Genomic DNA, 15,394 nt, shown 5'->3' on the forward strand with positions numbered 1-15,394 from the left:
TTGGGGCGTAAAACACCCCATTAATAAATGTGTACTCTAGCGGATGATTTCAAGCTCTTCTAGCGCGATACCTAACTTTTCCAACTGGGGCTTAAGTTGCTTAGCATCACCGACCACAATGATCTGATAGTCATCGGGGTTAAACCATTTCGCCGCTAACTGATTGAGTGTAGAACGCTTTACGCTTTTCACTATCTCATTACGCTGCTGCAAATAGTCACGATCTAAGCTATAGGTCAAAATGCTTGAAATCAGCTGTGCTTTTTGCGCTGGTGTTTCATACAACAACGCATCTTGTTGACCGACTGCCAAACGTAAGAATTTCATTTCTTCTTCCGTGATGCCGTTTTGGCTGAATTGACGCATCTCCTTGATCATTTCTTGGATCGCGTCCACCGTCACGTCCGCCCGTACTGGCGCATTGAACACAATCGCACCAATTTCACGATTGCTCGCAAAATAACTCCCAGCACCGTAGGTATAACCCTTATCCTCACGCAAGTTGAGATTAATGCGGCTATTAAAGTTACCCGCTAGGTTAAAGTTGGCCAACTGAGTTAAGTAAAGCTCATCCGTTGCATCAAAAGGAAGCCCTTTACGTACCATACGAACAATACTTTGTGGTGCTCCCGGTTTATCGACTAAATAGATTTTTTGTTGGGTTAAATTGGGCACGACTTGAGGGTTGATCAGTGGCGCCGCCTCACCTTTCCAATCGGCAATAAACTGCAGTTGCTGGCGAATGTCTCGCGCACTGATGTCACCCACTACCGCAATTTGTGCGCCATGAGGTGTATAATGCTGACGGTAGAATTGCTGGACATCGTTAAGGGTCAATGACGCAACGGACGCTTCCGTTCCATCCCCAGCACGAGCAAACAGGCTCTTAACCCATAACACTTGACGTGTAGCTTGCGAGGCCAACCAGCTCGGTTGCTGGTGTTGGTACACCAGTCCTTGCAACATCTGTTGCTGTAAGCGAGCAAAATCGGCTTTGCTAAAAGCAGGGGTTAACAGTATTTCTTGCACCACGTTTAACGTTTCAGGTAGGTTTTTCTTCAAGCTAGAGACAACAATACTGGTTGAATAAGGTCCAGCGGCGACTTGAATACTCGAACCTAACGTATCCAGCTGAGCTTGAATTTGTTCTGCGCTACGGCTTTGGCTACCTTCTTGCAGTAAGCTCGCGGTCAAATTAGCCAGCCCTTCTTTACCGATCGCGACTTGGCGCTCACCCGCTGGTAATTCGATCTCAATCAGTACCGTGGGGGTTTCGCTGGTTTGAGTACCAAGTAGCTGCGCACCATTGTCAAAATAAACATCGTATAACGTTGGTGAACGAGCCTGCACCGCTTCAGCGACTTGTGGCATTTGTGAGCGATCAAAGCTGTCTTTCACTTCACGATATGCGAGCTGGTCATCACTAATTTTTTGGTGCTCAGACAGCTTACGAGCGGGGGTAATAAATGTTGCAGGACGCACCGCGAAATCAGTTTTGCCTTTTGCTACCACACTTAAGGTCACTTTAGGTTGGCCATCAAGGTAACGGGTAAACACTTGCTGTACTGATGTGGGTGTGACTGCGCGGATTTTCTCAAGCTGGCTTTCGATGCGATCTGGCTGATTAAAGAAAGTTTGATTGGCTGCCAATTGGCTGACTTTGCCTTTGACACTCTCTAACGCAAATACCGCATTGGCCTCTTCCATTCCTGTGATTTGCTCTAAGCGTTGTGCGGAAACGCCTTGTTGCTTAAACTTTTCTAACGCTTGCATGGTTTCTTGATACAAGGGTGCCAACTTACCTTCCGCACCAGAAGGTGCCATCGCATACACATAAAAAGTACAAGCAAGCTCAGCACAGTCTTGGAATGCGCCTGCATCCACCGCTTTTTGGGTTTTGACTAACTCTTGGTACAAAAAGCTGTTGTTACCACTGCCCAACACACTGGCCAGTGCATCTAGCGCAACTTCATCATCCGCCCCTGAATATTGAGTGGGCCAACCGATCAGCAGCATCGGCTGTTGTACTCGATCTTCTAAGGTGATGTAGCGATTTTCAGTCAATCGGGCTGGTTGCTTTGGTGCATCGACCACTTCTGGACCTTTGGGAATCGAACCAAAATATTTTTGCACCCAAGCCAAGGTCTGGCTGACATCCAGATCACCACCTATGGTTAACACCGCATTATTCGGGCCATACCAACGTAGGAAAAAGGCTTTTAAATCATTGACATCAACTCGGTCTAAATCGCTGACATAACCAATCGTTTGCCAAGAATAAGGGTGCCCTTCGGGATAAAGTGCCTCACCCATTTTTTCCCACATCAAACCATAAGGGCGGTTGTCATAATTCTGAGCGCGCTCGTTTTTGACGGTGTCACGCTGGATTTCAAACTTGCGCTGCGAAACCGCATCAAGCAAAAAGCCCATTCGATCGGCTTCTAGCCATAGCATTTTTTCCAATTGGTTAGCAGGAACGGTTTCAAAATAATTGGTACGGTCGCGGTTTGTGGTGCCATTTAATGAGCCGCCCGCTTCAGTGATCAAACGAAAATGCTGCTGATCGCCCACATGCTTAGAACCTTGAAACATCATGTGCTCAAAGAAATGGGCAAAGCCCGATTTACCGATTTCTTCTCGGGCTGACCCCACGTGATAGGTCACATCAACATGTACTAAGGGATCGGAATCATCAGGCGACAAGATCACGGTAAGCCCATTATCTAAACGATACTTCGAGTACGGGATCATCACTTTCCCCGGCTCGGCTTTGACCTCTTCAACTAAGGTGACACCTTTCGGCAGAGAAGAAAACAGAGGGAATGAGGAATCTGAAGCACTACATCCCACCAACAACAGCAGAGAAAATCCAAACAACGAGACTTTTCTCATCACATCTCCTTAAAACAAACCGTAATACAACGCAGCAAGCAATGAATAACGCAGCGCCTTACCAATCAATATCATCAAAAAAGCAGGGAGTACTTTTAAACGCAGCCAACCTGCCGCTAAACAGAGTGGGTCTCCAATAATCGGCAACCAACTCCCAAGCAACGCCCAATAACCGTAACGCTGCAACCAGAGCTTGGCTTTATGACCTTGTTTTTGTGAATCAGTTCGATGCGGCAGCCATAAACCTATCGCATAGTTGGTCATGCCACCTAAAGTGTTCCCGGCCGTTGACACCGCTACGATGAGCCAAACCGGATGTTGAGCGAGCGATAAACTCGCCAACAACGCCGCTTCTGAACCGCCCGGTAATAATGTTGCACTGAGAAAACCACTCCAAAACAGTAAGCTCAGTGGCGATTCAGTAAAGAGAGAGGTAAGTAGCGCAGAATAGTCATTCCACCACTCTAGCATTTCATATCAAGAAGCAACTTGCCTCGCGTGTGTCCGGATTCGATCTGTTCATGCGCTTGCGCCGCGTCTAACAGTGAATAGATGTGCTGAATTTCGATTTTCAGTAGCCCGACACTGACCATATATAGCATGGTATCGAGCTGCTCTGGATTCGGATCTACCAGCATGCCCGTAGCTTCAAAACCCAGTAATTTCGCTTTTTCACAAATCAACTCTGCGGTTAACGTTGGTACAGTGATCACTCGAGCATTATCTTTTAAGCATTTCAGAGCATCCAAGGCAGCATCGCCACCAACCAAATCAATCAGCACATCCACCTCTTCCAAACGCTGTGATACCGGAGCAAATTGATAATTGATGGCATGTGCACCGAGCGTAGCAAGGTAATCTAAATTCGCTTCGCTGCAGGTGGTAAATACTTCCGCTTTAGCCGCTAGCGCAATTTGTACCGCGATATGACCCACACCGCCAGCGCCGGCTAATATCAAGACTCGCTCACCTTCTTGTACTTGTGCTTTACTGAGTGCTTGCGCTGCCGTTTGCCCAGCCAAAGGCAAAGCTGCAGCGGCTTCAAGCGTCACAGCATCTGGCACTAAACTCAGTTCTTGCTCAGGCACACAGATGTATTGGCTATAACCTCCACCTCGCAGTGGAAATCCAATAAACCCTGCTACGTTATCACGCTCTTTAAGGCGGCTAACTCCCTCGCCTAATGCCACAACTCGTCCGGAGATATCGTAACCCGGCGTCCACGGCAACTTATCTTTGTTTTGCGCAGCCGCCCAACCTAAACCAGCTCGGGTTTTCACATCGATAGGGTTAACACTCGCAAAAGCAACTTTCACTAACACTTCCCCCGCTTTGGGCGTTGGGATCGGTAAAGTGTGCACAGCCAGCACCTCTGGTGTACCAAATTGAGTAATGACGATCTGTTTGTTTTCCATTTCCACTATCCCTATCGCGCGAATAAAAAGGGATGCCGAAGCATCCCTTTGAATATATACCAATTTCTTTTAAGTCGTTAACTTTGCATCGCAGTTTTGAGCATAAGTTAACCAATGCAATTTTAGCCAACTAAGGCCAATAACACCCCAGCTGCAACCGCTGAACCTAAAACCCCTGCGACGTTTGGCCCCATAGCATGCATCAACAAGAAGTTTTGTGGGTTTGCCTCTAAACCGACTTTGTTCACCACACGAGCCGCCATCGGAACAGCTGAAACCCCAGCCGCACCGATCAGTGGATTGATATCCTCTTTGGAAAATTTATTGAGAATTTTCGCCATGATCACCCCGCCCGCAGTACCAATACTGAATGCCGCTGCACCGAGAGCAAGAATACCTAGCGTTTCCAAATTCAAGAATTTGTCCGCTTGCAGTTTTGACCCAACACCAAGCCCAAGGAAGATGGTCACAATATTGATCAACTCGTTTTGGGCGGTTTTGGATAAGCGATCCACCACTCCCGATTCACGCATTAAGTTTCCTAAGCAGAACATTCCCACTAGAGGCGTTGCTGCGGGTAAAAACAGAATGGTCATCAAAAGCACGACTAATGGAAAAATGATCTTTTCGGTTTTGCCCACATGACGCAGTTGAGCCATTTTAATTTTGCGCTCTTCTGGCGTGGTAAGTGCTTTCATGATCGGTGGCTGAATGATGGGGACGAGCGCCATATAGCTATACGCCGCCACTGCAATGGCTCCTAGCAAATCTGGAGACAGACGGCTCGCGAGGAAAATCGCCGTCGGGCCATCCGCACCACCGATAATCGCAATCGATGAAGCGTCCGCCATGGTAAACTCCATGCCTGGTACAAAGTTCAGCAAGATCGCACCAAACAAGGTGGCGAAAATGCCTAACTGAGCCGCAGCCCCTAACCACAAAGTTTTCGGGTTGGCGATCAACGCGCCAAAATCCGTCATTGCTCCTACGCCCATAAAAATCAGCAATGGGAACACGCCAGATTCAATCCCTACGTGATAAATGTAATACAGTAAACCGCCCGGCTCCGTGAAACCCGCTTCTGGGATATTCGCGAGCACAGCACCAAAACCTATCGGCAACAGCAGTAGCGGTTCAAATCCTTTACGGATCGCCAAAAATAGCAGCAGGCAGCCGACCATGATCATGATGATCTGCCCTAACTCAAAGTTAGCAATCCCTGTTTCTTGCCATAAGGTAATTAATCCGTCCATGATTTTCCCTTATGCCAAGCTCAGCAGTGAGGCGCCAACACGAACACTGTCGCCTTCTTTCACATGCAGCTCATGAACCACCCCATTGCGCGCAGCACGAATTTCGGTCTCCATCTTCATCGCTTCTAGCACTATCAGCACATCGCCTTCAGCCACTTCAGCGCCTTGTTCCACTTCAATTTTGAAAATAGTTCCCGCAAGTGGTGCTGCAACCGCTTCTGAGGATTGAGAACTTGTCGGTGTCACTGGCTGTAACGCCGCTTTTTGCACTGCAGGTACAACCGAGGTCAGTTGACCTTGCGGACCAACTTCAACGTCATACACCACACCGTCGACTTTCACGCTATAAGTTTCGATACCCGCCGCAAGTTTGGCAGTAACTGGAGCCTCCGCTGATACTGGCTCTTTACCTGGTGCAGGCTCAAATGCCTCTGGATTGTGGCGATTTTTCAGAAACTTAAGCCCAACTTGTGGGAACAGCGCATAAGTCAGTACATCATCAACGGACTCTTCCGCTAAGGTAATTTTTTCTGCCTGCGCTTTTTCAAGCAACTCTTTGGTCAGGTGCTCAAGTTCATCTTGCAAAAGATCGGCGGGACGGCAAGTAATCGCTTGTGATCCATCTAACACTCGCGCTTGCAATTCAGCATTCACGCTAGCAGGTGTTGCACCGTATTCCCCTTTCAGCACACCGGCAGTTTCTTTGGTAATGCTCTTGTATCTTTCGCCCGTTAAAACGTTAATCACCGCTTGAGAACCGACAATCTGAGAGGTTGGCGTCACTAATGGGATAAAACCTAGGTCTTGGCGCACACGTGGGATTTCTTCCAATACCTCATCAATCCGATGGGCTGCACCTTGCTCTTTCAACTGGCTTTCCATATTGGTCAGCATACCGCCCGGCACTTGCGCAATCAGAATTCGTGAATCAACACCTTTCAACTGACCTTCAAACTTCGCGTATTTCTTGCGCACGTCACGGAAATAAGCCGCGATCGGTTCAAGCTGTTCCAGCTTCAGTTGAGTATCACGTGGCGTGCCTTGTAGCATCGCAACCACAGTTTCCGTCGGTGTATGCCCATACGTTTGGCTCATTGAGGAAATCGCAGTATCAAGAATATCAATCCCCGCTTCCACCGCTTTTACTGCCGTAGCCGTAGATAAACCCGTTGTCGCGTGACAATGCAGCGCCAAAGGTACCGCACAAGATTCTTTAATACGCGTGATTAACTCTTCGGCTTCATAAGGTTTGAGCAGACCCGACATGTCTTTGATACATAAAGAGTGGCAGCCGAGATCTTCAAGACGCTTTGCTAAATCCACCCAAGTCTGCGTATTGTGCACAGGACTCGTGGTATAAGAGAGTGTACCTTGTGCATGCGCACCGACATCAATCGTGGCTTTCACCGCTTTTTGGAAATTGCGGACATCGTTCATCGCATCAAAAATACGGAACACATCCATACCGTTGACATGAGCTCGTTCAACAAATTTTTCAACCACATCATCAGCATAGTGGCGGTAACCTAGCAAATTTTGCCCACGCAGTAACATCTGCATCGGGGTATTCGGCATCGCTTTTTTCAAAGCACGTAGGCGCTCCCAAGGATCTTCACCCAAGAAACGAATACAGGCATCAAATGTAGCGCCCCCCCAAGTTTCCAAAGACCAATAACCGATTTTATCCAGCTCAGCCGCAATTGGTAACATATCTTCAATACGCATACGCGTAGCAAAGAGTGATTGATGGGCGTCGCGAAGGACTACATCAGTGATGGCTAGTGGTTTAGACATGCTCATTAACTCCTTTTAATCCAGACTACTGTTTCACTGCCGCTGCACGGTATTGATGCACCGCAGCAGAAATAGCGGCTACAACTTGTGGGTTGACAGAATCAGTGATCGGTTGAACTTTTTGACTTTTCTTGGGCGTTACAGCTGCTTCAGGAGCCTCTTGAGGTATCAAACGAGACATGAGCTGAACGAGATAAACGAGAACAGTAAGAAATAGGAACACCACAGCCATTCCGGTGACCATCAGAGTGGCGGCATCCATAAGTAGACTTCCAATATGTATCATGTTGCTTCCTTTGCGTGTCATCCTGACATTTTCTGCTAATGCTTATTTTTCATTCACATTACAGAAGTACTGGATTATCTCGACTGAACAATAATTGTCAATTTGGTTACAAGCACTCTTTTAGCTTGGACACAAACTGGAACAATAATTCATCAAATCCAGCACCAAGATCTCTCAAAAGAACAAAGAAAAGAGGCTGTTTTTTCACCCGTTTCATTTAAGTTACAGCGAAAAAGGGCTAAATTCTGCGATGAAGTTAATATAGCGGGAAATACTCTCAACAAAACAATAAGTTGTAAATCAAGAGTAAATGAAGTGATCGAGAGATGTAAAAAAGCCCTGCATTTTAATGCAGGGCTTTCAATGGTGGCGCGCTCGAGAGGATTCGAACCTCTGACCGCCTGGTTCGTAGCCAGGTACTCTATCCAGCTGAGCTACGAGCGCGCAATATTTAATGATTCAATACCGATATTTCAGTATCAGGGTATTACCCTTCTCTCTTACGAGATAAGAGTGGCGCGTCCGAGAGGATTCGAACCTCTGACCGCCTGGTTCGTAGCCAGGTACTCTATCCAGCTGAGCTACGGACGCGCAGGCTTTGATTGCTTTCACAACCGACTCCCGATATTTCAGGAGTTTTAAATAGTGGCGCGCTCGAGAGGATTCGAACCTCTGACCGCCTGGTTCGTAGCCAGGTACTCTATCCAGCTGAGCTACGAGCGCGCAATATTTAATGATTCGATACCGATATTTCAGTATCAGGGTATTACCCTTCTCTCTTACGAGATAAGAGTGGCGCGTCCGAGAGGATTCGAACCTCTGACCGCCTGGTTCGTAGCCAGGTACTCTATCCAGCTGAGCTACGGACGCGCAGGCTTTGATTGCTTTCACAATCAACTCCCGAAATTTCAGGAGTTTTAAATAGTGGCGCGCTCGAGAGGATTCGAACCTCTGACCGCCTGGTTCGTAGCCAGGTACTCTATCCAGCTGAGCTACGAGCGCGCAGGTTGTGAACTATATCACAAATATTTTCTTCTAGAACAAAAAAATTGACCATAGGCCAATAAATGGCGGTGAGGGAGGGATTCGAACCCTCGATACGGCTATAAACCGTATACTCCCTTAGCAGGGGAGCGCCTTCAGCCTCTCGGCCACCTCACCACTTTCATATTCTAGAAGAATATGGCGCGTCCGAGAGGATTCGAACCTCTGACCGCCTGGTTCGTAGCCAGGTACTCTATCCAGCTGAGCTACGGACGCGCTGTGGCTTATCGAAATAAGCATTGCAAGAAATGGCGGTGAAGGAGGGATTCGAACCCTCGATACGGCTATAAACCGTATACTCCCTTAGCAGGGGAGCGCCTTCAGCCTCTCGGCCACCTCACCGTCTTGCGGAGGCACATATTACGATTTACCAAAAATATGTCAAACACTTTCTTGGAGAAAACTCGGCAAAACAACTCAACCGTTGGCAAATTGACCAAAGCGATGAGAATTTGCACTTTCTAAATAAAAACACGGGGATAAACAAAAAGGTCGGCGTTAGCGGCCGACCTTTCTTCGATAATTAGTAGTTGCCAGACGCAACGCCACCATTACCTTTTTCAGCTTGAATTCGCATGTAGATTTCTTCACGGTGCACAGACACTTCTTTTGGTGCATTAACACCAATACGAACCTGGTTACCTTTTACGCCCAATACTGTCACGGTCACTTCGTCACCGATCATCAGGGTTTCGCCAACACGGCGAGTCAAAATAAGCATTCTTAGCTCCTTGAGTAATCTCTGTATTTTCTTGCAACTACACTATTATCCATCAAAAGTTATGACATCGTAAACTCTCAAAGGTGCCCGTTTAACCTAAAAAGGTTTGTTTTATAGCAAACTCTTGGGGGATTTCTGATGCCACATAGGTGTCGTGCAACAGATTAGCAGCACGATCCACATTTGTAGGATCTAACATTAGCATAGATGATTGTTCCGAGGCCGAGACATAACGCACATCGATGCCATGTTCAGACAAGGTCTTACGCGCATGAGGCACTAACGCACTCGCTTGAAGTCCAACTTTAGTGAGCAGACTGACTGGTTCTAAACCTCGGATTTTATCTGCACAAACCAATTGTAATTTGGCATAGGCATCACGCTTAATCACCAATGCACTATTTTCAAGCTCTTCGAGTGTCGTAAAGACTTCGACACCGAGCATTTGGCATTGTTTGAGTATATTCGATAAAGCCTCTTTCTCTACCGTAACCAAGGTCATATCACGCTGAATTGCAATACCACACACCGCATGAGTGACAGTATTACCTTTTATTAAGCTACCTTGATTGACTTCAAAAGTAGAAAGCACTCGTAACGGTACCGAATATTTCCAAGCATACTGCACACACGGTAAATGTAGGACTTTAGCCCCTTTGCGCGCCATTTCTTCCATTGAGGGAAAATCAATTACGTCCAATTTACGTGCAGTAGGCACTACTCTAGGATCACAGGTGTATACGCCATCGACATCCGTGAAGATTTGACACTCATCGGCGTTAAGCGCCCCAGCCAATGCTACCGCACTGGTATCTGAGCCACCACGACCCAAAGTGGTGATATCCCCATTTTCATTAATGCCCTGAAAACCCGCGACTATCACAATAAAATCTTGTTCTAGCAGCTCAGTAATCGTTCGAGTATCAATATGTTTAATCGTCGCGTCATTGTGTTGATTATCCGTCACAATTTTCGCTTGAGCTCCGGTTAGTGAGCGGGCTGCATAGCCCATTTTGTGCAGTGTCATTGCCACTAAAGCCATTGACACCTGCTCACCAGCAGAGAGCAAAACATCAAGTTCTCTAGCGTTTGGCACACTATCGACTTGCTGAGCTAAACTCACCAGTCGATTGGTTTCTCCTGCCATGGCAGAAACAACTACTACAACTTGATTGCCATCATTTTTCGCCTTAATGATGTGTTCGGCTACGGTTTGCATGCTTTCAATTGAACCCACCGAAGTTCCACCGAACTTTTGCACGATAAGGGGCTTTTTCACCAGTATTCACCTTCCCAAGACCAAAGTCTCATCGGGATCAAAATGCTCTGACATACTTGTCGGAAAATATTTGATCGTTACTAAAATAAAACCAAGCGGCTAATTGGCTTCGTCTTTACTTGCGCCAATTAAACCACTTGGTTTGCTCGATAAAATTACGCTCAATCAACAAATATTGATTGAGCGTAAACTATTTATCACTGTTATAGACGCTCGGCAATCCAAGCGTCAACTGACTCTAAGGCCGATGGCAGAGCGTGAGCATCCGTCCCTCCAGCTTGAGCCATATCAGGGCGACCACCGCCTTTACCACCGACTTGTAGCGCGACCATGTTGACCAGCTCACCCGCTTTGACTTTGCTGGTTAAATCGTTGGTTACGCCAGCGATCAAGCCCACTTTGCCATCCGCCACGTTACCTAGCATGATGATGCCGCTACCTAGTTGATTTTTCAGATCGTCCACCATGCCACGCAGTGCTTTGTTGTCAGCGCCATTCAACCCTGCAACCAACACATTCACACCCGCGATCTGCTTAACTTGATTGATTAGTCCTGCGCTCTCTTTAGCGGCCAGTTTATCTTTCAGTTGCTGAATTTCTTTCTCTAGCAATTTGGCTTTAGCGGCCATCTCAACAATTTTTGCGTCATGCTGCTCTTGCTGCGCTTCGATATAATCAAGCGCACCTTCGCCAGTCACCGCTTCAATACGACGAATACCCGCAGCAATACCACCTTCAGAGATGATCTTAAACAGACCAATATCACCCGTGTTGCTCGCGTGGATACCACCACACAGCTCAGTTGAGAAATCGCCCATTGAGAGCACACGAACTTGGTCGTCATATTTCTCACCAAACAGCGCCATCGCACCTTTCGCTTTCGCTTCATCAATATTCATGATGTTGGTTTCGATACTGTGGTTACGACGAATTTCTTGGTTCACTAAGCGTTCTACTTCTTTAATCTCTGCAGCGGTCATCGCTTCCAGATGTGAGAAGTCAAAACGCAGTGTTTCGGCACGCACTAGAGAGCCTTTCTGCGCCACGTGTTCTCCTAGCACTTTACGGAGTGCTGCATGCAGCAAGTGAGTCGCCGAGTGGTTCAGTGAAATTGCCGCACGGCGCTGTTCATCGACGATGGCATCCACCTGATCGCCTTTGGCTAACACACCTTGTGCCAAAACACCGTGATGCGCAATTGCGTTACCCAACTTGTGCGTATCTTCCACATGGAAGATTCCCGCTTCTGTTTTCAGCACGCCAGTATCGCCACATTGGCCACCAGACTCAGCGTAGAATGGCGTGTTGTCCAATACGATGATGGCTTTATCACCGGCTGACAGTGCAGATACTTCTGCGCCCTCAACGAACATTTCGCGTACCACACTTTGGCCACGACTCGCCGTGTAACCGCAGAATTCAGTATTGGTTGCCGATTTGATCAGCGAGTTATAGTCAGTCCCAAACTGGCCCGCCTCACGAGCACGCTGGCGCTGCTCTTCCATCGCTTTTTCAAAACCGGCTTCATCAATGCTAAAACCGCGCTCACGCGCCACATCATTAGTTAAATCCGCAGGGAAGCCGTAGGTATCGTACAGTTTAAATACGGTTTCTCCGTCTAGCACCTTGCCTGACAGTTGATCCAGTGCATCATTCAGAATGCTCATACCGCGATCAAGAGTACGACCAAAGTTTTCTTCTTCAATGCGAAGGACTTTTTCAACCAGAGCTTGCTGCTTTTTCAGCTCAGCGCCAGCGGTACCCATCACTTCTGCCAATGGCCCCACCAACTTGTGGAAGAACGCACCTTGTGCACCGAGCTTATTGCCATGACGAACTGCACGACGAATGATACGGCGCAGCACATAACCACGACCTTCATTCGAAGGCATCACACCATCAACGATCAAAAATGCGCAAGAACGAATGTGGTCAGCCACAACACGCAGCGATTGATTAGTCAAATCTTGGTAACCAATTGCGTCTGCGGCTGCTTTGATCAGTATTTGGAATACGTCGATTTCGTAGTTGGAGTGCACGCCTTGCATGATCGCCGAGATACGCTCGATACCCATGCCCGTATCCACAGACGGCTTAGGTAGCGGCTCCATCGTGCCATCCGCATGACGGTTGAACTGCATGAAAACGTTGTTCCAAATTTCGATGAAGCGATCACCATCTTCTTCAGGTGAACCCGGAGGTCCGCCCCAAATGTGGTCACCGTGGTCATAGAAGATTTCGGTACATGGGCCGCAAGGACCAGTGTCACCCATCTGCCAGAAGTTGTCAGAATCGAACTTCTTGCCACCTTTTTTATCGCCGATACGAATAATGCGATCAGCAGGAATGCCGACTTTTTTATTCCAAATATCAAAGGCTTCATCATCGGTTTCATAAACCGTCACAAGCAAGCGCTCTTTCGGCAGTTGCAGAACGTCAGTCAGAAATTCCCATGCATACTGGATCGCATCTTCTTTGAAATAGTCACCGAAACTGAAGTTACCCAGCATTTCGAAGAAAGTGTGGTGACGTGCGGTGAAACCGACGTTTTCTAGATCGTTGTGCTTGCCGCCCGCGCGGACACAACGTTGAGCAGTCGTCGCGCGAGTGTAGGCGCGCTTTTCCAAGCCCAAGAAACAGTCTTTAAATTGGTTCATCCCTGCGTTGGTAAACAACAGGGTCGGATCGTTAGCAGGCACCAGAGAAGAACTTTCTACAATTTGGTGACCTTTGCTTTCAAAGAATGAGAGGAACGCGCGGCGCACCTCATCCGTGCTCATAAACATGCAGCTCTTCCTGAAATACTCAAGTTAGAATTTTGCGCTATTGTAAAGCAAGGATAACAGTTCGCCTAGTTTCTTCTCTTCAGCAAACTGAATGTGTGTCGAGCGGCAGCTCAGCCAAGATGCATAAAATCCAGAGCGGGATTAATAAGCGGAATGTAGAGGGTGAAAGCGATTACTCATCACTCTCACTGGCTTGAAGCGCATAACGGATTTGCTCAAAGTTGAAACCACGGTACTGTAAGTACCGAACTTGTTTGGCGTATTGCGAGCGCTCGTGGCTGATGCCGCTTTTGAATTTCTTGTGTGCGACCTCTTTCGCTAGTTCAAACCAATCTATCGTTTGCTCGGCGAGGGCTTGCTCAATCACCTCTTCCGCGACCCGCTTTTCTTTGAGTTGCTGGCGCAAACGCTGCTCACCGTAACCTTTATGAACGATTTGTCGAGCCTGACTGGCTGCGTAACGGGCATCACTCAAATACCCTAGCTCTAAAACGTACTTCACAACCTCATCAATCACTTCAGCAGGATGACCTTTGAGGGCTAATTTTTGGTGTAACTCATATTCGCTATGATCGCGGCGACTCAGTAGCTGCAAGGCACTTTGTCGGCAAGTAGCTAAGTCGAGGCTCATGGAACTCTCCTGTTAGACTAAAAGTGAGTTTGGATTCACTCACGATTTGCAGCCAAAAAGAAGCCCTGCATCGCAGGGCTTCATAAAATCGATATTTAGACGCTGAAACTCTCTGAGTTCAGCCAGTCGATTAAAACTCTTCTGGCACAGCACCAAATTCTACATCATCAGCAGCGGAAGCCGTTTCACCAGTCAGTTGCATATTTTCTGGGTTAAGCAGCATTTCACGCAGTTTTTTGTCTAGCGTCTTAGCAATCTCTGGATTTTCTTTCAGATATTTGCACGCATTCGCTTTACCTTGGCCGATTTTATCGCCGTTGTAGCTGTACCAAGCGCCTGACTTCTCAACCATTTTGTGTTTCACACCAAGATCGATTAGCTCGCCTTCGCGGTTGAAACCTTGTCCATACATAATTTGAGTGTTGGCTTCTTTAAACGGCGCCGCAATCTTGTTCTTTACTACTTTGATGCGCGTTTCGTTGCCTACCACTTCTTCGCCTTCTTTAATTGCGCCAGTACGGCGAATATCCAGACGAACAGAAGCGTAGAATTTCAGTGCGTTACCGCCAGTGGTAGTTTCTGGGTTACCAAACATCACACCAATCTTCATACGAATTTGGTTGATAAAGATACACATACAGTTGGACTGCTTGAGGTTACCCGTCAGTTTACGCATCGCTTGCGACAACATACGCGCTTGTAGCCCCATGTGGCTATCGCCCATTTCGCCTTCAATTTCCGCTTTTGGTGTCAAAGCCGCTACTGAGTCGACAACAATCACATCCACGGCACCAGAGCGAGCCAGTGCATCACAAATTTCCAGTGCTTGCTCGCCGGTATCTGGCTGAGAAACCAGTAGCTCATCGATATTCACGCCCAATTTTTTGGCATAAACCGGATCCAGTGCGTGCTCGGCATCGATAAACGCACAGGTTTTACCTTCACGTTGTGCAGCAGCAATCAGTTCCAGAGTCAGTGTCGTTTTACCCGAAGATTCAGGGCCGAAGATCTCAACGATACGTCCCATTGGTAAGCCACCAGCACCCAACGCGATATCCAGAGACAGAGAACCGGTCGAAATGGTTTCTACATCCATCGCGCGGTTGTCGCCTAAGCGCATGATGGAGCCTTTACCAAATTGCTTTTCAATTTGACCGAGGGCGGCCGCAAGTGCCTTCTGTTTATTCTCGTCCATTACTCTCTCCGGATAGTCACTCTCAGGTGATAGGTAATTGTGTCGAAATCGGGTCGACGCTGATTTGTCATGTTGGGACTCATTATACTGTTGATTTG

Annotated in this window: 11 protein-coding genes and 8 tRNA genes; all 19 read right to left on the reverse strand. The window is 47.6% G+C overall.

Annotation, left to right across the window (positions count from 1 at the left end; translation table 11 throughout):
- Nucleotides 1-36 precede the first annotated feature (36 nt).
- Nucleotides 37-2,892 (reverse strand): M16 family metallopeptidase, encoded by a 2,856-nt coding sequence (locus EPB59_RS10000; protein ID WP_195706980.1) that lies wholly within the window; start codon nucleotides 2,890-2,892, stop codon nucleotides 37-39.
- Nucleotides 2,893-2,901: 9 nt separating this feature from the next.
- Nucleotides 2,902-3,363 (reverse strand): YqaA family protein, encoded by a 462-nt coding sequence (locus EPB59_RS10005; RefSeq protein WP_154172582.1) that lies wholly within the window; start codon nucleotides 3,361-3,363, stop codon nucleotides 2,902-2,904.
- Nucleotides 3,357-4,307: an NADP-dependent oxidoreductase gene (locus tag EPB59_RS10010; RefSeq protein ID WP_154172584.1), complete on the reverse strand. Its 951-nt coding sequence runs from the start codon at nucleotides 4,305-4,307 to the stop codon at nucleotides 3,357-3,359. The genes EPB59_RS10005 and EPB59_RS10010 overlap by 7 nt, the downstream gene beginning before the upstream one ends.
- Before the next feature lie 122 nt (nucleotides 4,308-4,429).
- Complete coding sequence (locus EPB59_RS10015) at nucleotides 4,430-5,560, reverse strand: sodium ion-translocating decarboxylase subunit beta (RefSeq protein WP_055029838.1); 1,131 nt, start codon at nucleotides 5,558-5,560, stop codon at nucleotides 4,430-4,432.
- A 9-nt stretch (nucleotides 5,561-5,569) separates the two neighbouring features.
- Entirely contained in the window at nucleotides 5,570-7,354 is a 1,785-nt protein-coding gene (oadA, locus tag EPB59_RS10020; RefSeq protein ID WP_195706981.1) for a sodium-extruding oxaloacetate decarboxylase subunit alpha, read from the reverse strand.
- Between the two features lie 25 nt (nucleotides 7,355-7,379).
- Nucleotides 7,380-7,640, reverse strand: coding sequence for an oxaloacetate decarboxylase subunit gamma (locus EPB59_RS10025; RefSeq protein WP_055051700.1), 261 nt, complete (start codon nucleotides 7,638-7,640; stop codon nucleotides 7,380-7,382).
- Nucleotides 7,641-8,007: 367 nt separating this feature from the next.
- Nucleotides 8,008-8,084: transfer RNA gene (locus tag EPB59_RS10030), tRNA-Arg, on the reverse strand.
- A 70-nt stretch (nucleotides 8,085-8,154) separates the two neighbouring features.
- Nucleotides 8,155-8,231, reverse strand: a tRNA-Arg gene (locus tag EPB59_RS10035).
- A gap of 55 nt (nucleotides 8,232-8,286) precedes the next feature.
- Nucleotides 8,287-8,363 (reverse strand) — tRNA-Arg (locus EPB59_RS10040).
- A 70-nt stretch (nucleotides 8,364-8,433) separates the two neighbouring features.
- Nucleotides 8,434-8,510: transfer RNA gene (locus EPB59_RS10045), tRNA-Arg, on the reverse strand.
- A 55-nt stretch (nucleotides 8,511-8,565) separates the two neighbouring features.
- Nucleotides 8,566-8,642 (reverse strand) — tRNA-Arg (locus EPB59_RS10050).
- 66 nt (nucleotides 8,643-8,708) lie between these two features.
- Nucleotides 8,709-8,801: transfer RNA gene (locus EPB59_RS10055), tRNA-Ser, on the reverse strand.
- A 22-nt stretch (nucleotides 8,802-8,823) separates the two neighbouring features.
- Nucleotides 8,824-8,900: transfer RNA gene (locus EPB59_RS10060), tRNA-Arg, on the reverse strand.
- A 33-nt stretch (nucleotides 8,901-8,933) separates the two neighbouring features.
- Nucleotides 8,934-9,026 (reverse strand) — tRNA-Ser (locus EPB59_RS10065).
- A 181-nt stretch (nucleotides 9,027-9,207) separates the two neighbouring features.
- The gene (gene csrA, locus EPB59_RS10070) at nucleotides 9,208-9,405 is read right to left on the reverse strand and encodes a carbon storage regulator CsrA (protein ID WP_000906485.1); all 198 of its coding nucleotides are present in this window, start codon (nucleotides 9,403-9,405) and stop codon (nucleotides 9,208-9,210) included.
- A 91-nt stretch (nucleotides 9,406-9,496) separates the two neighbouring features.
- On the reverse strand, nucleotides 9,497-10,684 hold the full coding sequence (locus EPB59_RS10075) for an aspartate kinase (protein WP_154172588.1): 1,188 nt from the start codon (nucleotides 10,682-10,684) through the stop codon (nucleotides 9,497-9,499).
- 203 nt (nucleotides 10,685-10,887) lie between these two features.
- Nucleotides 10,888-13,470, reverse strand: coding sequence for an alanine--tRNA ligase (gene alaS, locus EPB59_RS10080; protein WP_154172590.1), 2,583 nt, complete (start codon nucleotides 13,468-13,470; stop codon nucleotides 10,888-10,890).
- Between the two features lie 172 nt (nucleotides 13,471-13,642).
- Entirely contained in the window at nucleotides 13,643-14,101 is a 459-nt protein-coding gene (gene recX / locus EPB59_RS10085) for a recombination regulator RecX (protein WP_154172591.1), read from the reverse strand.
- Between the two features lie 130 nt (nucleotides 14,102-14,231).
- The gene (gene recA / locus EPB59_RS10090) at nucleotides 14,232-15,296 is read right to left on the reverse strand and encodes a recombinase RecA (RefSeq protein WP_000344156.1); all 1,065 of its coding nucleotides are present in this window, start codon (nucleotides 15,294-15,296) and stop codon (nucleotides 14,232-14,234) included.
- Between the last annotated feature and the right edge of the window lie 98 nt (nucleotides 15,297-15,394).

Origin of the sequence: Vibrio metoecus (assembly GCF_009665255.1) — a bacterium.
Taxonomy (GTDB): domain Bacteria; phylum Pseudomonadota; class Gammaproteobacteria; order Enterobacterales; family Vibrionaceae; genus Vibrio; species Vibrio metoecus_B.